Origin of the sequence: Bdellovibrio bacteriovorus (assembly GCF_025558485.1) — a bacterium.
GTDB lineage: Bacteria > Bdellovibrionota > Bdellovibrionia > Bdellovibrionales > Bdellovibrionaceae > Bdellovibrio > Bdellovibrio bacteriovorus_G.
Map to the genome: position 1 here is coordinate 2913868 of NZ_CP102930.1, position 23760 is coordinate 2937627.

Consider the following 23760-nt stretch of genomic DNA (forward strand, 5'->3'; position numbering starts at 1 on the left):
AAATTAACGAAAGCCAGTGAGGATTCTCACTGGCTTTTTGTTTTTTGCTCCATCATTTGTCGGTTGAAATACAGAGCCATCAAAATCAGAACGAACCCGGCGACAGTGACAATCATATGCAAGTACATGAACTGAATCCATTCATTGCGAATCGACATCCAGAACAGTGGTTCCGGATCTGAGGGATTCACCCGGTACAGAATTTCATTGAGCTTGTAATGCCCCCAATAGGACAGGATAATTTCATCCAGCGTGCAGAACAGGGCCCCGGCAATACAGATGGCTTCAAAGCTTTTCCAGTAACGAAAGCGCAAAAGCAGCCACAGCGAAGTGCTGATGATCATCAGAATATAAAGCATCTTGACCCGTGGTTCAAAGATGGGGACGGCCACTTGATAAAACTCAATATACTGGCGCAAACGCATCTCTCGCAGGGTGGGATTTACGACCGTCACAAAGAAGGTCACAAATCCTGCTAAAAGACCGGAAAAAAGGACGGCAATGAAAATAGTCACGTTCAACAGTCGAGTTGCCATTGGGACTATTTTATTTTCTGAAGATGAAATTTCAAATTTTAGATGGGCAAGAAAACTAAATGCCGACCGATTTGCAGAATCGCAGCTAGCTTGCGGAATTCATCAGATTGTAGAAGGACTTCACACGTTCTACAAAGTCCACAGTTTCATAACCGCGGGCTGGGCCGTATTCCAATTCTGCTGCATAGTCAGGGTCTGCCAGCAAAGGAAGTACCTCGCGCAGATGTCTCCAGGAATGGGGATTGCGCCCCATTTTCGCGGCCAGCTTCTGGGCATCACGCAAATGCGCAGAACCTACATTGTAAGCCGCCAAAGCCAACGCCAGACGGTCTTTTGGATTCAGATCAGCCGGAACGCGATCCATCAGATAGCGCAGATACTTGGCGCCACCCCAAATGCTTTGCACCGGATCGGTGCGATCTTCGATGCCGACATGCAGGGCTGTGTCTGTCGTCAGTTGCATCAGTCCGCGAACCCCGGTGTAGCTGCGCGCTTCCGCATTCCAATGAGATTCCTGATACGCAACAGATGCAATCAACTGCCAAGGCAGGTTGTGTTCACGAGCTGCTTCACGGAAGGTGTCTTTATACATAGGTAAAGTGGTGCGAACTTTTTTGAAGAACTGAGCGATGTCGCGTTTATCCAGCTGGGCCAGATAGGTTTTATAGCGATCCAAAGTGCGCATGATTTCATCTTCGCGGGAAGCCTGCTGATACCAGGACTGCATCAAGTGCAGCAAGGGGGCATTGTCCGGGGACAGCATCCAGCTTAAAGAATAAGGGGAGGTCAGTGTCGTCACTTTTTCGATGGAAGTGTGATAGCGGGAGTAGAAGTCGCCACTGAAGTTTTCGGCGATCACACAGTCTGATTTACGTTGAGCCAGATTGGCCATCAGATCCTGCGTTTTGGTGTTTTCCAGAATCTCCACACGCACTTGCGGGGAAAGCTGGTTCAGGCGCTGGGACAGTCCCAGATAGTTGTCCTTGTTCAGCAGCGAGATGCTTTTGCCGTTCAAGTCTTTGATATTTTGAATCTGAGCCTTCTTTTGGCAATACAGACTTAAATAAGTTTCTTCATAGGCCGGGCCGGTCAGGGCGCCGGTGGTATTGTGAGGAGTCCTCAAGCGGGCTGCTGCAATATCTCCTTCACCTTTGGAGAGAGCCCGCACCACCGAGTCTTCGTCCGGCAGAACCACGTACTTGAGTTTAAGCCTGTAGTGGCTGGCAAAGTTCTCAAGCAGATCATGGTCGATCCCGAAGGCGTCGCCACGTTTGGGCTTACTATATATAAGAGGACTTTGTGTGGTCAGGACAACGATCTCACCTTTGGATTGAACCTGAGTCAGGCTCTCCTGTTCGTCCCAGATCATGGCGTCGCAGCCATTCATGGCGACTGTTGTGAACCCAAGGCCTCCGATTAAAAGAGCCCGGGCGATTTTCTGTCGAAATCTTAAAATCGTTCCCATAGCGTGGGGCTTTGGTATCCTTTGGCGCGGTGCCAGTGCAAGCATTAAGCACCTCATTTCCGCCTTTAAATGCGAAAACTTTACGGATCTTGCACAAATTCGTCACTGAATTGTAAAAAAGTACAGGCTCCGACAGCGCTTACAGAAGGGCGTCACAAAGTCTGAATTCACTCATTTTTCTAACGCATGACCGTCAAAATTAGGCCAGATCGAGCGTTGACAGCTTTGTCAGATTCCATAATCGTGAATTTATGAGGGTCACTAAGGGGGGATTTGGTGTCTGAGTTTTCCTATGTTCACAGCCGTGGATGGATTGAAGTTGTTGTTGGTTCCATGTTCAGTGGGAAGACGGAAGAGCTGATTCGCCGTCTTCGTCGTGCGGAATTCGCCCGACTGCAAATTCAGGTGTTCAAACCTATTATAGATAAACGCTACAACGATATGGCCGTGACTTCTCATGATTTGACGACCATTGATTCCACGCCGATTCATGATGCCGAAGAAATCTGGTCTTTGTTAAAGCCGAACACCAAGGTGGTGGGGATTGATGAAGGTCAGTTCTTTTCTCAGAATCTGGTGCAGATTTGTCAGGATCTGGCGGACCGCGGATTGCGAGTAATCATTGCCGGGCTGGACACCGACTGGCAGGGAAAACCGTTTGAACCCATGCCGACCTTGATGGCGATTGCCGAAAGCGTGACCAAACAACATGCCGTCTGCGTGGTCTGCGGATCACCAGCCAGCCGCACGCAAAGAACGGCCGGTGGAGACGGTCAGGTTCTGGTCGGCACTCACGACGCTTACGAAGCCCGCTGCCGTCAACACTTCAAACCCGAAGTCGACGCACCAACAATGGACTGGAAACTAAAACGCGAAATGGAAATCTCCTAAAAGGTACGGACTTACTTTTGGTTAAGAACCGCGTTAATTAACGCTTCTGCACTACCAAAAGTAAGTCCGTACCTTTAGGGGGAACTACGGATTCCACTGCTCCATCGCGGTTCGGGCGATGTTGATTTGTTTTTCTTTGCGCAAGGTCTTGTCGCGCTCTTTTTCTGCCAAAGGTGGCAGCAATGCGAAATTGATATTGGTGGGTTGGAAATGCTCGGCACGAGTCGGGTCCGTGATGGCTTCCAACAGGGAGCCAAAGGCGCTTTCTCTTGGTGGAGGATTGAAGGGTTGGTCTTTCAGTTTCTGATTCAGGAAACGGGAAACCATCAAGCCTGTGCAAGTGGATTCAAAGTATCCTTCCACGCCCGTGATCTGACCTGCGAAGAACAACCAGGGATCATTCTTGCTGGAAAGATCTTTGTTCAGTCTTTTCGGAGAATTGATGAACAGGTTTCTGTGAATGCTTCCCAGCTTCAGGAACTCTGCATTTTCCAGGCCCGGAATCATGCGGAAGACACGCACCTGTTCGCCATAAGCCATGCGAGTCTGGAAGCCCACCATGTTGTAAGCCGTGCCCTCTTTGTTATCCTGACGAAGTTGCACCACGGCCCAAGGATAACGTCCTGTGCGCGGGTCATCCAAACCAATCGGCTTCATCGGACCAAAACGCAGGGTCTGAGGCCCGCGATCCACCATTACTTCAATCGGCATGCAGCCTTCAAAAAAGTCTGTGGTCTCAAAATCTTTTGGTTCAATCTTGCGGGCTTTTTGAATTTCCTCAATGAAGCGGTTGTATTCTTCCTTGTTCATCGGGCAGTTGTAGTAATCACCTGTACCCTTGTCGTAGCGATCGGCTTTCCAGGCGATTTCTGTGTTGATGGAATCGGCATCAATGATCGGTGCAATGGCATCAAAGAAATACAGGAACTCATCGCCGAAATGCTGGCGCATGCTTTCGGCCAAATCATCATGAGTCAGTGGACCGGTTGCGATAACGGCAGGGCGGGGAATGTCGTTCAGGGATTTCACCACATCGTTGCGAACTTCGATATTGGGGTGATTTTTCACCTTGTCAGTCATGATGGCGGAAAAGACCTCGCGGTCCATGCCCAAAGCCTGACCTGCGGGAACCTGGGCCTCAAAGGCAGCGCTCAGGATGTGCGAATTCAGTTTTTTTGCTTCCCATTTAAGTTGGCCCGGAGCGGAATGTTCACCCAAACTGCCGAAAGAATTAGAGCAGACAAGTTCCGCGAACTTGTGGGTTTTATGTGCCGGAGTCATGGTTTTATCACGCATCTCGTAAAGCACGACACTGTATCCCATGTCAGCAAGCTGTAGAGCGCATTCTGAGCCGGCCAGGCCTGCTCCAACGACTGTAATTTTTTGATTTTGAGTGAAATTTGTCATCTTTGTGATAGACCTTTTCTTACATGGATTCCAAAAAACCCAAAGGCAAATTATCTATAGGCTCGGAAGTACTACAGAGTCTTTTTGAAAATGGCAAGTCGCCATTGTCCGAGCAGTTTATGCGCTGGAAGCTGTGGGCAAAGTGGGACGAGGTCGTGGGGCCAACCATTGCGAAAAATGCCGAGCCTGTGGGCTTTCAAAGGGGCGTATTGTACGTTTGGGTGCGAAATTCCTCGTGGATGCAGCAAATGATCTTTATGAAAGATCCCATTCGCGACACCATCAATCAGAAGTTTCAGAATAATTTTGTAAAATATATCAAGTTCACTTTGGATCGTCGTGAAGTTCCGACGCAGGATCAGACGGACTTCAAAGAGATGATCTCCAAAATCGCGCCTGAAAATGATGATGATTAACGGGGTTCTACTTTAGGTTTTTAAGGGCTTCCAGCCATGGGGCCATCAGACGCTCCAACTGGGGACGGCTTTCTGTTGGCAGATAGGGTTTTAGATGCTGCAAAGCCAGCAGTGTTTGCACGCGTTCCGGGAAACTCAGTTTGCTGCCGTCGCTGTTGATGTAGAATTCCTCTTTAGGGTTGAATAGGGTGCGGTTCATCGCATAGTAAATTTCCTGCGCTGACCACAAGTAGGAATCAATGTTTGTCAGTTGATAAGCTTTGATAAGAGCCTGCATCGCATAGGCCTGCTGCACGATCAGGAAAGGCTTTTTTGCAACAGCCTTTCGATCAGTCAGACTCATTTGCGTGATCACCAGTTTGTTGTCCTGAACCAACTGATTGGAAATAAAGTTTGCCACGGCCAGCACCAGCAGCTTCATATCCTTGCGTCCTGTCAGCAGGACATCCAGCGGCGCTTCTCCATTGGCGTCTTTTGCCAGCAGAATGGACGACTTGGTTTTTTCCACATTTTCAGTGGCATCCAGGAATTCGGTCATAGCCAGCAGGAACTGGGCGATGTCTTTGGTTTTTACAAAGTTCAGACGTTCGCCCTTTTTGATATCCACGATTCCGGCCATGATGGCGGTTTCGGGGGTGTTGCCATAGCTATCCGCCCACAGCAGATTATTTTCTGTCGTTAACAGGAAAACCGGGGTCGCTTTTTTGGTCAAATCCTGAAGCAGAACGGCCGCGTCCCCCAGATTCAGAGCAAACAGCATGTCTTTCGGGAACAGGGGTTGTTTTAAATCATCGTGTTCTGCATCGGTCGTCAGGTCCTGAGCCTGAATGTGCCCCAGTTGTTCATCCATCACCGTTTTTTCCCAGTCACGTGTGATGCGCATCATACGACTAAGCCCGCGCACTTGTGCGGCAAAGCTGGCGGCAGAAAAATCCTTTTCATAAGTCATGGCTGGATCGGCATGATAAGGGTCCTGCAATGCGATGGAATCAGGAATACGGAAGGACAGATCCTGGTCCTTGGAATCATCGAAATTCATAATATCCAGCAGTTTCCCGCGATGATTCACTGGAGCCAGCAGAGCCGGAATCAGATTGTTGTCAATGTCACGGTAGCCACCGACAGCAACCAGTTTGTTCACTTGCGCCAGCATGTGAGAAAACGCCATGCTCCCCAAACTGGAATCCTTTAGCAAAAGCTGGGCGCTGGCAGACAGGCCCGCACCCAGCGCTTCACCTGAAACATTCAAAGAGGCCGGAACAGCCTGTAGGCTGAAGTCCTTCCCGGAAGCGATGTTCACGGTCACTCGGTTTGTTTCAAAGCCCGGTAACTGTCCCTGGGATTCTGGTAGAATTTTTTGCTGCCAAACTGTGAACAGATTGGAAACGTAATTGCCATAGCCGTCGCGAACACGTGCGATGGCTGCGGCTTTATCCACGATGGCAGTGTCAATATTGTCAGCAAATGTTTGCGGCATGGTTTTGACAAATTCAGATGCAAAAGCCTCAATCGAACTGATTACGTAGCCTCGCGTGGCCTCATTCATTTCTGTGCGCAACTTTTCAATGCCATAATTTTTGATCTTCGGCAGGATGAAGATTTTTTTTGCAATGCCATTGATCACGCCACCCAGACAGCCATCGGCTTGCAGACAGCTAAGTTCTTTTTCATCCTGTTTTTTCAGGAAGTCGTACAGGTCTTCATTCACGGGTTTAAAATACTGTGCGCGCTCTTCCGCGGTCAGGACGCGCCAGATGTCCACCAGTACAGCCAAGGCAGTTTGAGGACCGTTAATACCATCCAGGCCCCTGGCCAGCTGGCGACCTTGCTTCATGCTTTTTTGCAGTTCCGGGTCCAATTCAATTTCAAACTTTTTAACAGCTTCATCAATCAGTGCCAAAGCCTGCGTCAGTGTTTTTGTGGCCATCAGACGCTGAAGAAATTCACGGGCGTCAGCAAATAAAGGTTTTGTTGTATCAACCAAGCCGACTTTAAGTCCGTCTTCGATGGTCGGAGTCAGACCCATGCGGGGAACTTCCGCCAGAACCATATTGGAGAACATTTCAGCCCGGGTCAGCATGGCCCCCAAACCTGTGACTGGTGTCTGTGGCAGGCCGCCGCCGAGATTTAAGATGTGCGAACGGATCGTGGGACGGGAGGCATCGAGTTCAACCAGAACCTCGCTTAAGGTGGTGCGAACCTGTTCTTGTGTTTGCCCCGTGGCCAGTGCCGCAAACGGCGACTTCGCCAGTTCGATGGACAATGTGGATTCCGGTGTCTTATAGAAATTGCGAATCCATGCAAGTCCGGTGTTCTTTAGTTTTTCCAGTCCGGTTTTTTCGCCAAGCTCGATCAGGGCTTCGGCCTGTTCAAAATAGGTGGCTGAGCTGACCGTGTCCCGCCAGGTTAAAGCCGGGACGGCTTGTCCGAATTCACGCAGGCGCAGATTTAACTGGGCGTCTTTGGACTGTGGACCGAAGGATGTCTTGGGTTGTTCAAAGAGACGTTCTTCCACCTTCGGAGCACAGGCCGTCAGTGCAAGGGCGGATGACAGCAGAATGTTCAAAGACTTTTTCATACGCCCTCCTTTCTAGAAGAACAACATCAGGTTCATTTCCTGAGTGGTTTGACGTTCGATGTTCACACCCGCAAAGGTGTCGGAAACCTGGAAGGAAACCATCATTGGAATCACCGCTGTTTTTTTGAAATAGGATTTAACGGAGCTGTAGGTGATTTCGGCCTTGACCCTGTGGGCGGTTGAAGCTGAGTTCACGGCCAGAAGATCATAGCGCGTGCCGCGATCCCCGGTGTATTTGTCAGCCTCTTTGGTGGAATAATCGTAGCCGCCACCGATCATCCAGCTGTCCGTCATTTCATAGAACAGATTGCTGCCGACTGTGGCAATATTGCCAAGTGTGCGCGTGACGTCTTCTTTGGTGTTTGCGTCCGGCAAGGTATCGTCCTCGTTCAATGGCACACGGGCACTGACGATATCAGGGATATTCACCAGATAAGAAACGTATGGCACCATGGACAGGCGCCCGATCAGGTACTGGGAATAAGCCAGGGAATTGGTGATATTGGTGCGACCGAATACATTCAGAGAGGCCAGGTCGTCGGGATCGTATTGAGGTCCGGTTGGAAGATTCAGCTGCGTCTGATAAGTCAGGACTTTTTCATTCTTTTCATACAGCTTGTACATGCTGACCACCTGAATATCACCGACGAAGGTTTCATTGCGATTACCCAAAGCCTTGTAGCCTTTGCCGGCCAGAGTTTCATTTGTGGCTTTGCTTAAGTCCGTATTCAAAGCATCATCCAGTTCCGGATTCAATCCTGAAAACTGGCGACGGTAGTATTCGATATTGGAAAATTCCTGAGACAGGGAAATCTTGTTGGTGTACGACACAATAGGCACACCGACACCGACGGTCCACTTGCTGGTGATTCCACGGGCAAAAACCGGGGCATAGTATTGCACACGCGGTAACGTATCCACGCGCAGAACTCCCAGATTGAAAGAGTCTCCTAAAGCGTGACCACCGAAACGGTTTAAAGCATCAATCAGACGTTTTGCATCGGAGTTAAACTTAGCCAGTGTTTTTGCATCGAAGACTACAGATTTGTAATCTCCCAAATTCATCAGGCTGCCGGATTCAGTGTATTTTTGGCTGATACCATCGACAATGCCGAAACGGAAAGAAGGGCTGTTAATACCTTCTGGCAACGTGCTTGTGGACATCAAGGCCTGAGCGCAAATTGAGCTCAGCAGTCCGCAAAATGTTACAAGCAATGCCTTAAAGTTCACAGCATCATCCTCAAGAACGTTATATTGATAATGAAGGCGCTTTTATAACGCCTTTTGAAATTAAAGTAAAACTCTTGAAAAACTTGTGCCAGCGCTTTGGACTACTGCATGATAAATCGCGCGGACTCTGTCAAAATCCAGTCTAAATGGAACTGCACATTCATATACTGACCTTCAAGAATACAAAGATTCTTTTCTTCGCCCGGAGCCAGTTCCATCTTGTGCGTGGTCTTGGAAGCTACACCCACAACGGTGTTTACACCATTGATCATCGCCATAGCCGGTCCGCCGGAGTCGCCTTGGCAGAAGCCTTTGCCTTCAGATTGGTTGACCATAAAGTAAGGCAGGGTGGGGGCGTATTTGGAAACACGCAGCTCTACAGTGCGCAAAATACCGGAATTTCCTGGTTGTGACGGGCGGCCGTCAGTTCTTCCAAAGCCCGCTGCAACCACGGACGTCAACCCCATCAGAGCCTCTTTTTGCGGCAGATGAAGAATCTCGACGTCCGCTGGCAGGTCTGCTTCCAGATATGCCAGGGCCACGTCATAATTTTTATCGCCTTCAAGGTACTTGGGGTGCACTGCCACTTTCGCAGCCTTATAGGTGATGCTTTGGCCTTCACCATTTTTAATATCCACGCGATGAGAGGCATCTTCGCGCTGAATAATACAATGGGCTGCCGTCAGGATCAGACGGGTGCTGATGGCGCTTCCGGTACACTGGGAAACTTTGTAGTAGGTTGTGATGCTTTCAGCATCCTCTTTGGTGACGGGAGAATGGAAAACGCGAAAATTCAGGGCTTGTCTGGTGACGGGGTCCGCGTTGTCCACCTCACGACCGCCCACAATAGCATCATCCAGCAAAGGAGAGACTTCCCCATTTTGCAGGCTTTCTTGGCAGGCTGTCAGTAAAAGAAGTCCGAAAATAAGCAATTTTCTCATAAGGTGGCTTTCATGCAAAAAAGCAACACACCTCAAAGTGAAGAAAAGCGCTCCGGAAGTGTCAAAAAGTTGGATAGTGCCGCGAAATGATCAACACACCTCAAAGTGAAGAAAAGCGCTCCGGAAGTGTCAAAAAGTTGGATAGTGCCGCGAAATGATCAACAGCGGGCGGGGGCGGGTTTTAAAAAGCCCAATTCAGCTGGGCGGCAGCGCCAACGCCGTCGGTGTTCATCAGGCTGGAAACCTGCAAGGAAACCGGGGCTTTTTTGAAAGTTTCAGTCCATGAAAAGCGGACTTCTCTTTTTTCATCTTCGGCATTTTCTTCATCATGATAAATCAGTTCTGTGCCGAATCGCTTTTCTTCAAGCCCGTGCAGGGGGACTTCCATGCGGTGTTCTTTGGCTTGCACAGTGCCCGCCAGAACCAGAAGAAGAGTGACACCTATTGAAATTGCTTCGAGTGTTTTTGATCTTTCCATGAATCTGAGCGTAGAGATCCGCAGAGTGATTTTCCACTCACGTTCAGTGTGATTCCGGACCAAGTGGAGGAAGCTTGCAGAATTAAAATGAAGAAAGCCCCAGAAGCATTTCCTAGGGCCAGTTTCGGACTAGTCTTTGGTTTCTTTTTCAATCGAGGTTCGCAGTAGCGACTCGACGTGATTCTTGCGGTTTGATCCGCCCAGCATGGATTTCAGGCGATTGTGAATGGATGGATCGTTGATCAAAGCGCCAAGGCTTCCTTCGCCACGATCGATTTTGGATAAAATTGCATCCAGCTTGTCGATGGATTTCGCCAGCTTTTCGCCACCGCCGTGCGAGTTCAAGCCGGCCACGAATTTCTGACTGTCCTTGCTGGTTTGAGCCAGACTGCTGGAAACGGTGTCGAGATTGTTCATCACGCGCATCATGCGGTTATCAACATTCATGGCGTGGGTGATCTTATAGAGCTCATTGATAATATCAAAGATACGCGATGTTTCGTTGCCACGTTCAGCGATGATACCTAAAACATCGGTGGGCTTTGCCACGGCCAGGATGTCGCCCTCTTTCAGATTGTCCGCGCGGGGATCACCGGGAATGATAAAGACGAACTTGTCCCCTAAGGCGCCTTGAGTGCGGATTTCCACCTGCGATCCCTGACGAATGCGATCGATGTAGTCTTCGTTGATCTTCATTTTTACATCCAAAGAGTTTTTTTCCGGCAGGAAGGTGATGGTTTCGACATTTCCGACAGTCACACCGGAAAGGGACACCACACTGCCGACGGCCAAGCCTTGAACCTGGTCAAAGTGGGCATGAACCCGCACGTAAGAGGTAAAGATCGCTTTGTCGGCGCCGAGGAAAAAGATCGATGCTAAAATCAGGAAAATCCCGATGGTAAGGAAGATGCCGACTTTGACTTGGGTGCTGAAGTGAGATTCCATTAAGCACTTTCTCCGTTAATAAACTGACTCATGACACCAGCAGGTTCCTGCTTGAGCTTTTCGATGGTGTATTGTTCTCCGATTTTTCCATTCAGCAGCAGTGCCACTTTGTCACAGACGGCATACACTGTGGGCATGTCGTGCGTAACCAGAATGGAGGTCACACCCTTGGCTTTCAGGTTTAAAATGGATTCCTGAATGCGTTTGGTATTGTAGGGGTCAAGCCCTGCCGTGGGTTCATCGTAAAGAACCACTTCAGGGTGCATCATCATCGCACGGGCCAAACCCACGCGCTTTTGCATCCCGCCGGAAAGATTTCCGGGCAGCAGATGTTCGGATCCGGGCAGACCGAATTCCTGCAACTGATCATGAATCTGCTTGGCGATTTCCTGTTCAGAGAATTTGAAATGCTCTCTTAGCGGATACGCCAGATTTTCGTAAACAGACATGGAATCAAACAATGCTCCGCCTTGAAAGGCATAGGCCACTTTTTTGCGGATTTCGATAAGCTGGGCCTCGTCCATGGGTGTGATGTCTGTGCCGTTGATCAGAATCTGACCACTGTCAGGCTTTTCCAAGCCGACCAGACTGCGCAGCAGAACACTCTTACCGGTGCCGGAACCGCCAATCAGTCCCAGACATTCGCCCTTGCGGACGTAGAAGCTGACGCCCTGATGAACTTTTTTGTTGCCGAAGGATTTGTGAAAATCAACGACTTCAATAACGCCATTTCGTTCGTTACTCATATCATTTTCTCCACAATCCAGAAAAGTTTCGACAGGAAGAAGTCGCCCACGACAATCAAAATGGAAGAAACCACCACAGCTTTGGTGGTGGCAATACCGACTTCTTTTGTGCCAGCTTTTACATTCAAGCCGAAATAACAGGACGGAATGGCGATAAACAAGGCAAAGAAGAAGGTCTTGGCGAAGCCGGACAAATAGTCCTGAATAGAGGACGTCGTCATTACTTTAAGCAGATAAAAATTAGGGTCCAGATTCAGCTCTGTTGCCCCCACGATCAGTCCGCCCAGATTTCCCACCAGATTGGCAATGGAAACCAGAATAGGCAAAGTGATCAGACAGGCCAGCACACGGGGAATAACGATTTTCTTAATCGGCGAGGTGCCCAGGGCGCGAATCGCATCAATCTGCTGGGTCACAACCATACTGCCGATTTCGCTGGCAATACCTGCACCCACACGGGCTGCAAGCATCAAACTGGTGAAGACCGGCCCCATTTCACGCAAGATAGTGACGGCCAGAAGTTTCGGGACATAGAGCTTTCCACCGAATTTTTCCAAACCCAGTCCAAATTGCAGGGACATCACCATTCCGATGCTGACTGCTGTGATCACGATCAGGGGTAACGAGCGCATACCAATCTGGTAGATTTGTTCAGCAATAAGTTTAAAATAAATACGCCCTTGAAAGGTTTCACGGAAAACATCGCGGCTTAACAGGCCCACTCCACCGATAAAGTGAAGGACTTCCATCATAAAGACTGTAAAAGGAAGTGCGAGATTGTTCATTAAGGCGCCTTAAACTGAGCTTTAAACTGCTCAAAGTGATTTTGCTCAGCTGCGAACTGCTTTTGAACACCACCGTAGCTCAGGGTATAGTTGCAGTTATTTTTCTTAAAGACCACCAACGCCAGTTGAACAGCAATGCCATCCACGGTGCCTGTAGCGACAGTCTGGCGGGCTTCACGCCCATTGAACATGACAGAATCAGAAGTTTTCACATCCAGATTGGAAAGAGCCGCCAAGGATTCTGTTTCCATCTGCTGTAAGGAGGGATCGGCCCCGCCACAGTCAGAAACAAAAGAAATGGTATTGCCAGTAGCCCCACTCAACCAGGCCTTGTCAGAAGAGGCAGAATCAATAGCCTTAAACGGAGAGGACGGAGCCGAAAACTCCACACCCTTTGCAGGCACGGATTTTCGCCCCGGCAAATTCACCGACACACAACTAGCAAGCAGCACACTCAAGATGCAAACACCAAAGAAGTTTCTCATAGCACCCATCCATCGGAATAAATTGAGGAAAAATCCAGAGCTTGTCCGTCGAAACAGTGCCTCGGTCTAGGAGGAAAGGGGTGGGCGGTGCCTCATCCCCTTCGGACACATCCTCGCGGACGTGATCCCTGTCGGGATCTACTGCTGCGGAACTTGGGGCTGAGCCACCGCCCACCCCTTTCCTCCTAGACCAAGCTGGCTCGTCGTTTAAACACTAGATTTCCCCACTGCTTTTAGCACATCAACAAAACCTTCGATTCACTCCGCACCGAAAAAGCTCAAAGAACACGCCCCGCGTGCACCAGATCCCGCAAAACAACGTCGGCACACCAGGCTCTTGGCGGAGGGGCTTAGGGGAGTCCGACGCAAGTTCCGCAGCAGCAGCCCGAAGGGCGCGTCAGCGAGGATGAAAAGTCCATGATGGACTTTTCACGCGTAAGCCCGAAGGGGCATGGGCAGGAGCCCTTGCCACTGTCCGAAGCGGCGGCCTCCCCTAAGCCCCTCCGCCAAGGGCCGGGTCGTCCCCGCCGTCATTGTTTTGGCGGAGGTGTTGGAAATTCTATGAAACTTTTTGCCCAGCTTGAACTTATTTGCCATCAGGCCTTTGAAAGGGGTGGCACCGTATGTGCAACAGCAAAGCGAAGGGAAGAGAAGGGGTTCAAGGAGTGAACACTTTACGATTTGTGATGATGGCAGGATGCCTGTTCTTTGGTCTGGCTTCAGCAGAAGCTAACAAGGTTAATGGCGTGATCAATTTCCAAGGGGACACTGTTCACTTGGAACTGACGGGTCAGCAGAACTGGGACTATGATGTAAAGCGCTTGGATAAAAAAGGCCAGACTGTGGTTGAAATGACCGTGCCAGCTCTGGATGAATCTACTATTGGTTCTCTTTCCTCATTTAAAAGTGATTTCGTGACTGCTGTTGCCGTGGATCGCAAAGGTCCGGATGGCAAGAACGTGATTCAGTTCACTCTTTCTGGTGAAGACATTGATACTTTTGACTATCTGACAGATCAGCCGTCTCGTTTGATTATGGATTTCTATGTGAATCCGTCCGCGAAACCGGCTAAAACCGCCAAGAAAACTGTGGCGGAAAAAGAAAAACAACTTCCGACCCAGCTGCCGCCTAAGATCGTAAAACCAGTGGCAAAAGCCAAAACAGATAAGAATAGAAAGCCTGCCACGGCGGACACTTTGACGATTGCCCAGCAGGGTGGTGTGGCTGTTGCCCAAAATGACAGTGTGAAATCCGGAATCTTTGACGGGGGCGATCCAGAGTATGAGCGCTTCTCTATTAAGGATTATGAGATCAAAGAAGACGCTTTGATCCGGGCGAAAGATAACTATTATATCCCGTTCCCGATGCTGGAAACTCCGGTGAGCTATTGGGAAAAAATGAAGGTGACGCCGACGATCTATCAGATCACGCCAAAGTCCTCTGAGGAAAATAAACAGGCGCGTTTGCTTTTGACTCTGTTTGAAAAACAACGTTATGGCGTTTATTTGAAAACCCAGCAGTGGTTCAAGGACAAGTATCCACAATCTGAATACAACGAAGTGATCGACTTCATGACTGCCGATGTTCATCTGGCGATGTGGCAGGATGAAGGCCGAGTGAAGGACTACGATCAGGCAATTCAAAAATACAAGGAAGCTGTGGCGAAGTATCCACGCTCTCCACTGGCGGAAAGAACATCCCTGAAGCTGGGCTATCTGGCTTTTGAAAAAGGGGACTATTTAAATTCGCTGCGCTTCTTCCAGGAGCATATCGAAAACAAGAACTTCTCTGACAAGGAATCTTTGTCGAAGGACCTGGCTCGTTTGGGCATGGGTCTGGATTTTATGAAGTTGAATAAATGGGATGATGCGATTTCTCATTTCAATCAGGTGGAAAAAGACGCTTTCAACCGTGATTTGAAAGTGGAGGCGGCTTACCGTCGCGGTGATGTTTGGGTTCGTAGCAAAAACTATCCAAAAGCGATTGCGGAATACCAAAGTGCCCTGAAGAAATATCCGGAAGGTCAGGGGCTTTATCCGAATGCGTTCTTCAATCAGGCGGAATCTCTGTTTATGACGAACAAGTATCAGCAAAGTCTGGATACTTATCGTGAATTTGTAAAAAAATTCCCAAGCAGCAATCATTCTGCGTTTGCGATGACTCGTATGGGGGAACTGCTGGAAATCTTCGGGGCGGATAAGTCCCGTGTGATGGGTGCCTATCTGGAAACTTATTTCCGCTATGGCGAAACTCCGAACGCTGTGATCGCACGTCTGCGTCTTTTGAGCGGTCGTATGAAGGGCATGAAACCAAAAGAGGTCAATCATGCTGTTGAAGAGATCATGTCTTTGGCCAAAAAGATCGACCTTCCGAATATTGAACAGTTTGCGACTGTCATGGTGGCGGATGGTTACACCAACCGTGGTGAATACCAGAAGGCCGTGGACCTTTTGTCGAAGTACTATAAAGAGCATCCAACATCTGTGGATGTTCCATTGTTGACCAATCGTATTGTGTCCAACATCAACGATAAGCTGGAATCCGAAGTGACGGCTGGTAACTTTATCGCGGGTCTGAAAACTCACAGTCAATATGCTGACAACTGGCTTAAGAATTCCAAACGTCTGGACACGAAATACAATGTGGGCCGTGCGTTCGAAATGGCCGGTGTGCCAGTCGAAGCCGAGCGCTATTACAAGGATGTTCTAAATCGCACTTATGCGATTCGTGGAACACAGGAAGCCAAAGAAGTGCAGGTAAAAGAACAGGCACCTTCTGAAGACGAGCTGAATCTGCGTTTGGCGACAGTGTTTGCTCAGGAGCAAAAGTACAATCAGGCTTATGACTATCTGAAAAATATCAAGAATCCCGAAAAGATGGATGAAAACGCCCAGATTGAACGTGTGAATGTGGCAGTTCGTCTGTTGGAAAAACGTGGGGACAATGATTCTGCGGTTCGCTATCTGGGCGAATTGCTGCGCACATGGAAAGGCCAGCCGCAATTGGTGGCCGAGCCTTATCTGAAGCTGGCAGAACTGCAAATCAAGCAGAACAAGCCCGATGAAGCTTTGAAGTCCCTGGAAATGATTGATCAGTTTCAAAAAGATTCCGGCCGGATTTCCCCGGTGATTCACGCCAAGGCGCTGGAAACAATGGGGGATATCCATCTGGAACAGAAGCAAAGAAATCTGGCGACAGGTTCTTATGAAAAGCTTCTTGAAAAATACGAAGACAGCCGTCCTCTTTCCTCTATCCGCTACAAGTTGGGTCAGATCTACTTTAAAGAAGGTGAGATCCAAAAAGCAGCGGAAGTCTGGAACGAGTTCAAAGGTGACAAGAGCGGTTTCTGGAAGAAGCTGGCTCAAGAGCAACTTCAGAACTCGGACTGGAGAGACGGATACAAAAAATATATCAAAAGAATTCCAGCTATGTCTGAGAACGAGCAAGGCCAATAGGAGTTTGGATGTCGTACTTTGATTTTGATGCCCTACACATCGAAGATAGAAGAATGCACGAAGTGAAGCAGTTGAGCCTGCAATTGGCTGCGACACAGGCAAGTCTGCTGTTGGTGGGGGAAGCCGGTTCCGGTAAAACCAGTCTGGCTCGCTATATCTACACAAAAAGCCGTTCTTCCCGGCTGTATTGTCTGGACTGCAAAAATGCGGGCGGCTTTGACTTTGCCCGCGTTGATGGCGGCACTTTGCTGATCGAGGATCTGGATTGTGCTTCCGTGGCTTTGCAAAATGATCTGATGAAGCTGGTGGAAAGAACCGATGGTTCTCGCCCGCGTTTTATTTCCACAAGCCGTCGTGACGTTCGTTCTTTAGTGAAGCAGGAACAATTCCGCCAGGATCTGTTCTATAAGCTGGCGGTGGTTCATCTGGAACTTCCCCGTCTGGAAGATCGCAGCTTGGATTTCCAGAATATCGTGAGCTTTGTTCTGGAAGTTTCCCAGATCATGCACGGCAAGTCGGGCCTGCGTTTGACGGCTGAAGCTTATGAGCGCCTGAATGCCTGGAACTGGCCGGGCAATATACGCGAGCTTGAAAATGTTCTGGAAAGAGCTGTGGTTCTTGCAAAAGCTTCAGACATCGGCCCTGATTGTATTCAATTTGAGGCTGAATTCTCGGATATGGACCTGGATTTTGCTCCGGGCATGTCCCTTTCCGAGGTCGAAAAGCGTCTTATTTTGCAGACCTTGGAGCTGACAGCCCAGAACCGCACGCGTGCGGCGCAGATGCTGGGAATCAGTATTCGTACATTGAGAAACAAACTTAATGAATACAAGGAAGAAGGTGTTTTATGAGCGGTCTCTTCGATAAAACAACCAACGCCCTGGCGACCTCATTGCACATGAGGCAGCTTCGTCACAATGTGACGTCGTCGAATATCGCCAATGCGGAAACTCCGGGTTATCACGCCAAGAAGATGGACTTTGAAGGAGCTTTGCAAAGAGCTTTGGATTTGGATGGCGCCAACGGCTTGAGCACCAGCAATCCTGAACATTTCTCTGTCGGTGGTGTTTCTGTTTCCAAGACTCGTCCGGATATTTACGACGATCCGGAAGGGGCGGTGAACAACGACGGTAACACCGTGGATGTGGAAAAAGAAATGTCGGCCCTGTCTGAAAATGCGATTTTGTACAAAACTGCCTTGCAGCTTATCAACAAGAAGATGGCGGCGCTAAAATATGCAGCCACTGAAGGACGGTAATAGATGGCTGATTTTTTGACAGGCATGAGAATCAGCAGCAGCGGTATGGCAGCGCAAAGAATGCGCATGAACACTATTGCCAGCAATATCGCCAACATTAACACGACCCAGACGCCTGAAGGGGGGCCGTATCGCCGCAAGGACGTGGTTTTCGAGTCCATGCCCGATGCAAAGAACTTCGGCGAGATCATTTCCTCGACCGACCCCGCAGGAAGTTTTCAGAGGGTCCAGGTCACAGATGTGATCTCGGATCGCAAGGCTCCGTTGATGAAATATGAGCCGGACCATCCTGATGCAAATGCAGACGGATACGTGGCTTATCCGAATATCAACCTGATGGAAGAAATGACCAATATGATACAGGCGTCACGTTCTTACGAAGCCAACGTGACAGCGGTGCAGGCGTCCAAGGATATGGCCCTTTCCGCGCTGGAAATAGGCAGGTAATTCCTTCCTAGACCCCGGCAAAATTTAGGGACTTTTTTGTATTAGTTTATTACAATTTTTATAAGGAGAAGGTGAAGCCATGGAGGGTTTTACTGTATCAAATGCAAACAGGTTTCTCGATACTGGAATCGTTCGTGATTCCAAGTCACTAAGCATCGAGAACACCCCTTCAACAAGTTCGACATCCGATACGGGTAAGAGCTTCGCCGACACCCTGAAAGACGCCGTAGGCAGCGTGAATGAAATGCAGAAGGCTTCAGACAAAGCCATGCAGAATCTCGCGACTGGTAAAACGGACAACGTGGCTGATGTGATGATCGCCGCGGAAAAAGCAGACATCGCCCTGAAGGTGATGGTGCAAGTGCGCAACAAGATCATTGATGCGTACCAAGAAGTTATGAAGATGCAGGTTTAGTTTTCTTAGGCTGGAGGGGTTTCCTTGAATAAGATTTTTGGTGGATTGGTTGTCCAGTTTCGCGAGTTTTTCAAAAACCTGGGTCCGACCAAAAGACTTTCAGTAATTGCGGTTACTGTTATTGCGGCGGTGGCACTTTTCACGATGCTGTTTATGGCTTCCGGAAAAGATTATGTGCCTCTGTTCACTAACATTCCGACCGAACAGGTTTCCACTATCGTGGCAAAACTGAATGAAAAGAATGTGCCTTTCCAGCTGCGTGATGGCGGTAAAACAGTCGCTATTCCAAAAGAGCTTTTGCATTCCACGCAAATGACTTTGATGGCGGAAATCGGTTCTCCGAAAATGGGCTCCATCGGTCTTGAAATCTTCGACAAGCAGGATTTCGGGATGAACTCTTACGCACAAAAAATTAACTATCAAAGAGCCTTGCAGGGCGAGCTTATGCGCGCCATCAACACTTTGACGGCCGTAAAGCAGTCCAAGGTGATCCTGGCTTTGCCGAACAAAAAGACTTTCCTTGAAGAAGGCGGTCAGGCCTCGGCTTCCGTTGTGGTAGAGCTGCATCAGGGTAAAGAGCTGGCACCGGAACAGGTGCGCGGTATCCGTTACCTTGTAGCGAACTCTGTCGAAGGCATGGATGCTGACAAGGTCACAGTCCTGGACGAGCGTGGAAAGGTTCTGACTCGCGTGGCGGATGGTGCCACGGGTGGTTCCAATGAGCTTCTGGATCTGAAAGCCAAAATCGAAGGCGATCTGGAAGACCGTATTGAGGACATTCTTTCCAAGGTTGTGGGTCATGCCAAAGTGGTGGCCAAGGTTGATGCAACTTTAAATCACCGTGTGATTTCCTCTGTGGAAGAATCTGTGGACCCGGACAAAACAGCAATCCGTTCCCAGCAGTCTGAAGAGGAATCCCTGGATGGTTCCCGTACCAATCCTGCCGGCGTTCCGGGCTCCCGTTCCAATCTGCCGGGTGCGGAAGATCAGGGAACTGTTGGTTTCCGTCAGGACGTTAAAAAAGAAATCAAAACAACAAATTATGATGTTCCAAAAACCGTGCGTAATATCCGTGAATCCGCCGGGAATCTGGAGCGCGTGAGTGTCGCGGTTGTCGTGGATGGCGTGATGTCCACAACGACGAAGGCGGATGGCACGACTGAAACCACCTGGAAACCCCGTTCTGCGGAAGAGCTAAGAAAGTACGAGGATCTGGTTAAAAATGCGATCGGTTTCAACACCGCTCGTGGTGACAGTGTTAAAATCGAAAACATCCAGTTCCAGCCAGAGGATTTTTCCGAGGCTGAAAAGATCCTGACAACACTGGAAAGAAAAAAACTGATCCATGCGCTGTTCAAGTGGGCGTTGCTGGGCTTCAGCTTGGCATTGTTCTTCTTTATCGTGGTTCGTCCGTTCATGCAGTGGATTACCGACAGTTTCCAGGATTCTGTGGAGGAAATGCTTCCTCGCACAATTGAGGAACTGGAAGAGCTTCAGTCCGTGGATAGCACCCTTCCGGGCATGTCCACGGCCCTGCCGGTTCTTCAGGAATCCATTGATCCAGAGAAGGCCGAAAGTGAACTGTTGAAAGACCGTATCCTGTCGTCCATGAGTCGTGACGAGGAAAAAGCAGCCAATGCCTTTGGTATGTGGCTGGTTAGGAAGGATGGCTAATGAAGCTTCATAAGTCAGATAATATTGAGTATGAAAATCTCAAGGGCTTTGATAAGGCCGCTATCCTGATCAACTATTTGGGTAAAGACGCCGTGAAAGTGCTTTTACGCCGCATGGACGATTCTGACATCCGCAAGCTGATCAACCAAATGAGCAAGCTGCGTGTGGTGCCGGTTCACGTGACAAAACGTGTTCTGGAAGAATACTATGAAATGATTTCTGAGACGGAAGATTACATCTTCTCTGAAAATATCTCTGCCAAGGACACCATCGTGGATGCTCTGGGAGAGGAAAGAGCCCGTGGCATTCTAGGGGGCTTGAACATCACTTCCGGCGGTTCCCGTTCGCTGGAATCTTTGGAAATGGTGGATGCAAAATCTTTGGCAACCTTCCTTGTGAACGAACACCCGCAAACAGTGGCTGTGATTCTGGCACACTTGGAGCCGGAGAAAAAAGGTGAGGTTCTAAAACGTCTGCCAGAGGCCCTGCAAGCCGAAGTGGTTTTGCGTATGGCCAATCTTGAGCACGTGGATCCGGAATTGATCGCAGAAATCGACCGCGTTCTAAAAAATCAACTATCCAATAATACAACCGTCGAACAAGCCGCTTTGGGTGGTGTGCATCCGGTGGCGGAAATGCTCAACGTTATGGATAAGAACACAGAAACCGCGATCATGTCCCGTCTGGAGGAAAAAGATCCTCTGCTGGCGGAAGAGATCCGTAAACTGATGTTCGTCTTCGATGACATCGTGAAAATCGACGACCGTGGTATTCAGTCTCTTCTTAAGGAAGTGGCGAACGAAAAACTTCTGCTGGCACTGAAAACGTCCAGTGAGGAAATTCGCACGAAGATCTTCAAGAACATTTCTGCCCGTGCGGCCGAGATGCTGCGCGAGGATCTGTCGAACATGGGACCATCCCGTCTGTCCGACGTCGAATCGGCACAGCAGGAGATTGTCAACGTCGCTCGTCGTCTGGAAGCCGAAGGAAAGATCCTGATTGCAAGAGGTGGTTCAGAAGATGCAATGGTCTAATCGCACGTCTAAAGCGGTATTACCAAAGGAAATGGCAGAGAACACAGTTCTTGAGTTCGTTCCCATGCGTTTTGATTTGGGGACTCCCGAACAGGCTTTGAACTATCTGGCTGAAAAGAAAAAAGGCTCTGATTTCCGTATGAACGATGCCGTGCGAGTGCAAACAGGCATCGACGAGGTGGAAAAAGGCAGCGAAGAGGAAAAAGTCGAAGTCGCTGCTTTGGAAAAACTGAAAGAAATCCAGGAATCCGCATATCAGGAAGCCTACAGACTGGGACTGGAAGAAGGCCGCAAAGAGGCTTTTGAACAGACATCCTCCGAGATTGCCGAGCGCATGTCCACTCTGGACACACTGCTTTTGGCGATCAAGGATTTAAAAAAAGACATGACCTCTTTCAACGAAGCTCATTTGTTGAAATTGATGTTTGAGATGGCTGCACGTCTGGCGAAGATGGAGCTTCAGAATAACAATGAAGCCATGGTCGGAATTTTGCGCGATGCCGTGGGCTTGGCACAGGACGAGGAAGAAATCACCGTGCATGTGTCCCAGGCGCAGTTTGAGTTCCTGGAAACGCTGAAACAGGAAACGGGCCGCGAGTTTGAATTTATCAAAAAAATCAGTTTTGAACCCAATTCGGAAGTGGCGGACGGCGGCTGCATCGTTGAAACCAACTACGGTGAAGTGGATGCCCGCATTGAACAGCGCATAGCGCAGCTTTGGTCCGTGCTTTCTGAAAACATGCCTAAAGTTAAAAACAGGATTGCCGGATAATGAGTGAGCTTGAGCTGAATCTCGATAAGTATTCTGAAGTGATTCAGTCCATCCATTTGACGAAGGACAGCGGCAAGGTCACGGAAGTTAACGGGATGCTTATCAAGGGCTATCTGCCCGGCGCCAGTGTCGGCAGTATTGTGTCCATCAATCCCAGCGGCACCGAAAAATCATTTCTGGCCGAAGTGGTCGGTTTCAAAGATAAACACGTATTGATGATGGCCCTGAACGATATGAGAGGCGTGGCCTTGGGTTCCAAGATCGTTTTGGCCCGTCAGATCGCCACCGTGAGAGCTGGCGATGAGCTTTTAGGTCGTGTCGTGGACGGTTTGGGTCGTCCTTTGGATGACAAAGGCGAAGTCGAAAATTTCAAAGAAGTTCCTCTTTACAGTGAAGTCCGTAATCCTTTGGCTCGCCGGCCTATCCGCGAACCTATTGATCTGGGGATTCGGGCAATCAATGGTGCATTAACCGCAGGTCTAGGTCAGCGTGTCGCAATTATGGCGGGTTCTGGTGTGGGTAAATCCGTCCTTTTGGGGATGATGGCCCGTAACACCAATGCCGACGTCAATGTGATTGCAATGATCGGTGAACGTGGTCGTGAGGTGCGTGAATTTATTGAACATGATCTGGGGCCTGAAGGGATGAAAAGATCCGTGGTCGTTTGTGTGACCAGTGATCAAAGTCCTTTGCTGCGTATGCGGGGAGCTTACGTGGCAACCGCTTTGGCTGAATATTTTTCTTCGCAAGGCAAGAATGTTTTGCTGATGATGGATTCCGTCACCCGCTTTGCCATGGCTCAGCGTGAAATCGGTCTTAGTACCGGAGAGCCACCGTCTCAAAAAGGTTATACGCCAAGCGTGTTTGCGACCTTGCCGAAGTTGTTGGAGCGGGCTGGTTCCTTTGAAGGTGAAGGCAGTATCACTGGATTCTATACGACCCTGGTTGAAGGGGACGATATGAATGATCCTATTGGGGATTCTGTGCGCTCCATCGTGGACGGACATATTGTTCTAAGCCGGGCTTTGGCGCAGAAGGGTCATTTCCCTGCGATTGATGTCATGCAAAGTGCCAGCCGTGTGATGCGGGCGGTGTCTTCGCCAGAGCATGTGAAGCTGGCGCAAAAGCTGCGTGAAACCCTGGCGGTCTATAAGGACGCCGAAGATCTGATTAATATCGGGGCTTATAAACCGGGTTCCAATCCGAAGATTGATAAAGCTGTGAAAGTGATTGATGGTGTGAACGACTTCCTGAAGCAACGTGTGGAAGATCCAACCAACTTCACGCAGACGATCCGTCAGATGCAGCAAATTCTGATAAATGCTTAATGGTTCCAATGAGGTTCCCACATGAAGTTTAAATTCCCACTCCAGAAGGTGCTTGAGCACCGCAAGATTAAGGAAAATCTGGCGCAAAAGGATTTTCAGGAAGTGGTGACTTTGCTGAACGAGGAACAGGCACGTTTGGATGCCATGCTGGGACAGGTGCAAAGCGCACATTCCCAGGCCGGGAGCCTGTCTCAACAAGGTGGGGCCCAAGGTCCAGCTCTAAGCCAGATTCATGAGTTTCTGAAAGGCCAGGACATCCGCATCCAGCGGCAAAGGCAAAAAGTACAGGAAATCGAGAAATTGGTCGAGTCCAAGAGAGAAATTTTGCGACAAGCCGCTCTGGAATATAAAATTATGGAGAAGATGCGTGAAAACAAGTTCGAAGAATATCGGGCTGAGCGTCTTTCTAATGACCAGAAGGAAATGGATGAGCAGTCCATTCTGAGGTTCAAAGCTGTGAAGGAATCATAGTCG

At 49.3% G+C, this 23760-nt stretch carries 23 protein-coding genes; 12 read left to right on the forward strand and 11 right to left on the reverse strand.

Going from position 1 to position 23760, the window contains the following annotated elements; all coding sequences use genetic code 11:
• Positions 1–26: 26 nt before the first annotated feature.
• Together EZJ49_RS14325 and mltF are read right to left on the reverse strand one after the other, a co-directional pair.
• Positions 27–536, reverse strand: a complete 510-nt coding sequence (locus tag EZJ49_RS14325) for a hypothetical protein (protein WP_262552894.1) — start codon at positions 534–536, stop codon at positions 27–29.
• An 85-nt stretch (positions 537–621) separates the two neighbouring features.
• Positions 622–2046: a membrane-bound lytic murein transglycosylase MltF gene (mltF, locus tag EZJ49_RS14330; protein ID WP_262552895.1), complete on the reverse strand. Its 1425-nt coding sequence runs from the start codon at positions 2044–2046 to the stop codon at positions 622–624.
• Positions 2047–2277: 231 nt separating this feature from the next.
• Here mltF and EZJ49_RS14335 point away from each other — a divergent pair, with 231 nt between their 5' ends.
• Complete coding sequence (locus tag EZJ49_RS14335; protein ID WP_262552896.1) at positions 2278–2892, forward strand: thymidine kinase; 615 nt, start codon at positions 2278–2280, stop codon at positions 2890–2892.
• 84 nt (positions 2893–2976) lie between these two features.
• Here the strand turns inward: EZJ49_RS14335 and trmFO are convergent, their stop codons facing one another.
• Entirely contained in the window at positions 2977–4299 is a 1323-nt protein-coding gene (gene trmFO / locus EZJ49_RS14340) for a methylenetetrahydrofolate--tRNA-(uracil(54)-C(5))-methyltransferase (FADH(2)-oxidizing) TrmFO (RefSeq protein ID WP_262552897.1), read from the reverse strand.
• 23 nt (positions 4300–4322) lie between these two features.
• Here trmFO and EZJ49_RS14345 point away from each other — a divergent pair, with 23 nt between their 5' ends.
• Positions 4323–4715 carry a DUF721 domain-containing protein gene (locus EZJ49_RS14345; RefSeq protein WP_262552898.1) on the forward strand — a complete coding sequence of 131 codons (393 nt, stop codon included), beginning with the start codon at positions 4323–4325 and terminating at the stop codon, positions 4713–4715.
• A 7-nt stretch (positions 4716–4722) separates the two neighbouring features.
• Here the strand turns inward: EZJ49_RS14345 and EZJ49_RS14350 are convergent, their stop codons facing one another.
• From EZJ49_RS14350 to EZJ49_RS14385, 8 genes are all read right to left on the reverse strand, one after another.
• Positions 4723–7293 carry a hypothetical protein gene (locus tag EZJ49_RS14350; RefSeq protein ID WP_262552899.1) on the reverse strand — a complete coding sequence of 857 codons (2571 nt, stop codon included), beginning with the start codon at positions 7291–7293 and terminating at the stop codon, positions 4723–4725.
• A gap of 12 nt (positions 7294–7305) precedes the next feature.
• Positions 7306–8523 carry a hypothetical protein gene (locus EZJ49_RS14355; protein WP_262552900.1) on the reverse strand — a complete coding sequence of 406 codons (1218 nt, stop codon included), beginning with the start codon at positions 8521–8523 and terminating at the stop codon, positions 7306–7308.
• A gap of 101 nt (positions 8524–8624) precedes the next feature.
• Positions 8625–9464, reverse strand: coding sequence for a S1 family peptidase (locus EZJ49_RS14360; RefSeq protein ID WP_262552901.1), 840 nt, complete (start codon positions 9462–9464; stop codon positions 8625–8627).
• 181 nt (positions 9465–9645) lie between these two features.
• Positions 9646–9942 (reverse strand): hypothetical protein, encoded by a 297-nt coding sequence (locus tag EZJ49_RS14365; RefSeq protein WP_262552902.1) that lies wholly within the window; start codon positions 9940–9942, stop codon positions 9646–9648.
• A gap of 129 nt (positions 9943–10071) precedes the next feature.
• Entirely contained in the window at positions 10072–10887 is an 816-nt protein-coding gene (locus tag EZJ49_RS14370) for an MlaD family protein (RefSeq protein WP_262552903.1), read from the reverse strand.
• A complete protein-coding gene (locus tag EZJ49_RS14375; RefSeq protein ID WP_262552904.1) occupies positions 10887–11633 on the reverse strand; it encodes an ABC transporter ATP-binding protein in 747 nt (248 codons plus the stop codon). The genes EZJ49_RS14370 and EZJ49_RS14375 overlap by 1 nt, the downstream gene beginning before the upstream one ends.
• Positions 11630–12418: an MlaE family ABC transporter permease gene (locus tag EZJ49_RS14380; protein WP_262552905.1), complete on the reverse strand. Its 789-nt coding sequence runs from the start codon at positions 12416–12418 to the stop codon at positions 11630–11632. Before EZJ49_RS14380 ends, EZJ49_RS14375 begins: the two co-directional genes overlap by 4 nt.
• A complete protein-coding gene (locus tag EZJ49_RS14385) occupies positions 12418–12903 on the reverse strand; it encodes a hypothetical protein (RefSeq protein ID WP_262552906.1) in 486 nt (161 codons plus the stop codon). The genes EZJ49_RS14380 and EZJ49_RS14385 overlap by 1 nt, the downstream gene beginning before the upstream one ends.
• 665 nt (positions 12904–13568) lie before the next feature.
• Here EZJ49_RS14385 and EZJ49_RS14390 point away from each other — a divergent pair.
• From EZJ49_RS14390 to fliJ, 10 genes are all read left to right on the forward strand, one after another.
• Positions 13569–16358, forward strand: a complete 2790-nt coding sequence (locus EZJ49_RS14390; protein ID WP_262552907.1) for a tetratricopeptide repeat protein — start codon at positions 13569–13571, stop codon at positions 16356–16358.
• A gap of 8 nt (positions 16359–16366) precedes the next feature.
• Positions 16367–17209 (forward strand): sigma 54-interacting transcriptional regulator, encoded by an 843-nt coding sequence (locus EZJ49_RS14395; protein ID WP_262552908.1) that lies wholly within the window; start codon positions 16367–16369, stop codon positions 17207–17209.
• Positions 17206–17616 (forward strand): flagellar basal body rod protein FlgB, encoded by a 411-nt coding sequence (flgB, locus tag EZJ49_RS14400; protein WP_262552909.1) that lies wholly within the window; start codon positions 17206–17208, stop codon positions 17614–17616. The genes EZJ49_RS14395 and flgB overlap by 4 nt, the downstream gene beginning before the upstream one ends.
• 3 nt (positions 17617–17619) lie before the next feature.
• A complete protein-coding gene (gene flgC, locus EZJ49_RS14405) occupies positions 17620–18063 on the forward strand; it encodes a flagellar basal body rod protein FlgC (protein WP_262552911.1) in 444 nt (147 codons plus the stop codon).
• Positions 18064–18142: 79 nt separating this feature from the next.
• Complete coding sequence (gene fliE / locus EZJ49_RS14410) at positions 18143–18478, forward strand: flagellar hook-basal body complex protein FliE (RefSeq protein ID WP_262552912.1); 336 nt, start codon at positions 18143–18145, stop codon at positions 18476–18478.
• A gap of 24 nt (positions 18479–18502) precedes the next feature.
• On the forward strand, positions 18503–20152 hold the full coding sequence (fliF, locus tag EZJ49_RS14415; protein WP_262552913.1) for a flagellar basal-body MS-ring/collar protein FliF: 1650 nt from the start codon (positions 18503–18505) through the stop codon (positions 20150–20152).
• Complete coding sequence (gene fliG, locus EZJ49_RS14420) at positions 20152–21186, forward strand: flagellar motor switch protein FliG (RefSeq protein ID WP_262552914.1); 1035 nt, start codon at positions 20152–20154, stop codon at positions 21184–21186. Before fliF ends, fliG begins: the two co-directional genes overlap by 1 nt.
• A 31-nt stretch (positions 21187–21217) precedes the next feature.
• A complete protein-coding gene (locus EZJ49_RS14425; protein ID WP_262552915.1) occupies positions 21218–21958 on the forward strand; it encodes a FliH/SctL family protein in 741 nt (246 codons plus the stop codon).
• Positions 21958–23286 carry a FliI/YscN family ATPase gene (locus tag EZJ49_RS14430; protein ID WP_262552916.1) on the forward strand — a complete coding sequence of 443 codons (1329 nt, stop codon included), beginning with the start codon at positions 21958–21960 and terminating at the stop codon, positions 23284–23286. The genes EZJ49_RS14425 and EZJ49_RS14430 overlap by 1 nt, the downstream gene beginning before the upstream one ends.
• 21 nt (positions 23287–23307) lie before the next feature.
• Positions 23308–23757 carry a flagellar export protein FliJ gene (fliJ, locus tag EZJ49_RS14435; protein ID WP_262552917.1) on the forward strand — a complete coding sequence of 150 codons (450 nt, stop codon included), beginning with the start codon at positions 23308–23310 and terminating at the stop codon, positions 23755–23757.
• Positions 23758–23760 lie beyond the last annotated feature (3 nt).

Excerpts from the sequence above, each read along its gene's own strand:
- trmFO (WP_262552897.1), bottom strand. The coding sequence starts at position 4,299 with ATGACAAATTTCACTCAAAATCAAAAAATTACAGTCGTTGGAGCAGGC.
- EZJ49_RS14325 (WP_262552894.1), bottom strand. The coding sequence starts at position 536 with ATGGCAACTCGACTGTTGAACGTGACTATTTTCATTGCCGTCCTTTTT.
- fliG (WP_262552914.1), top strand. The coding sequence starts at position 20,152 with ATGAAGCTTCATAAGTCAGATAATATTGAGTATGAAAATCTCAAGGGC.
- fliJ (WP_262552917.1), top strand. The coding sequence starts at position 23,308 with ATGAAGTTTAAATTCCCACTCCAGAAGGTGCTTGAGCACCGCAAGATT.
- EZJ49_RS14360 (WP_262552901.1), bottom strand. The coding sequence starts at position 9,464 with ATGAGAAAATTGCTTATTTTCGGACTTCTTTTACTGACAGCCTGCCAA.
- EZJ49_RS14395 (WP_262552908.1), top strand. The coding sequence starts at position 16,367 with ATGTCGTACTTTGATTTTGATGCCCTACACATCGAAGATAGAAGAATG.
- EZJ49_RS14350 (WP_262552899.1), bottom strand. The coding sequence starts at position 7,293 with ATGAAAAAGTCTTTGAACATTCTGCTGTCATCCGCCCTTGCACTGACG.
- flgC (WP_262552911.1), top strand. The coding sequence starts at position 17,620 with ATGGCTGATTTTTTGACAGGCATGAGAATCAGCAGCAGCGGTATGGCA.
- EZJ49_RS14425 (WP_262552915.1), top strand. The coding sequence starts at position 21,218 with ATGGCAGAGAACACAGTTCTTGAGTTCGTTCCCATGCGTTTTGATTTG.
- EZJ49_RS14365 (WP_262552902.1), bottom strand. The coding sequence starts at position 9,942 with ATGGAAAGATCAAAAACACTCGAAGCAATTTCAATAGGTGTCACTCTT.
- EZJ49_RS14380 (WP_262552905.1), bottom strand. The coding sequence starts at position 12,418 with ATGAACAATCTCGCACTTCCTTTTACAGTCTTTATGATGGAAGTCCTT.
- EZJ49_RS14345 (WP_262552898.1), top strand. The coding sequence starts at position 4,323 with ATGGATTCCAAAAAACCCAAAGGCAAATTATCTATAGGCTCGGAAGTA.
- fliE (WP_262552912.1), top strand. The coding sequence starts at position 18,143 with ATGGAGGGTTTTACTGTATCAAATGCAAACAGGTTTCTCGATACTGGA.
- flgB (WP_262552909.1), top strand. The coding sequence starts at position 17,206 with ATGAGCGGTCTCTTCGATAAAACAACCAACGCCCTGGCGACCTCATTG.
- EZJ49_RS14430 (WP_262552916.1), top strand. The coding sequence starts at position 21,958 with ATGAGTGAGCTTGAGCTGAATCTCGATAAGTATTCTGAAGTGATTCAG.
- mltF (WP_262552895.1), bottom strand. The coding sequence starts at position 2,046 with ATGCTTGCACTGGCACCGCGCCAAAGGATACCAAAGCCCCACGCTATG.
- EZJ49_RS14370 (WP_262552903.1), bottom strand. The coding sequence starts at position 10,887 with ATGGAATCTCACTTCAGCACCCAAGTCAAAGTCGGCATCTTCCTTACC.
- EZJ49_RS14375 (WP_262552904.1), bottom strand. The coding sequence starts at position 11,633 with ATGAGTAACGAACGAAATGGCGTTATTGAAGTCGTTGATTTTCACAAA.
- EZJ49_RS14385 (WP_262552906.1), bottom strand. The coding sequence starts at position 12,903 with ATGAGAAACTTCTTTGGTGTTTGCATCTTGAGTGTGCTGCTTGCTAGT.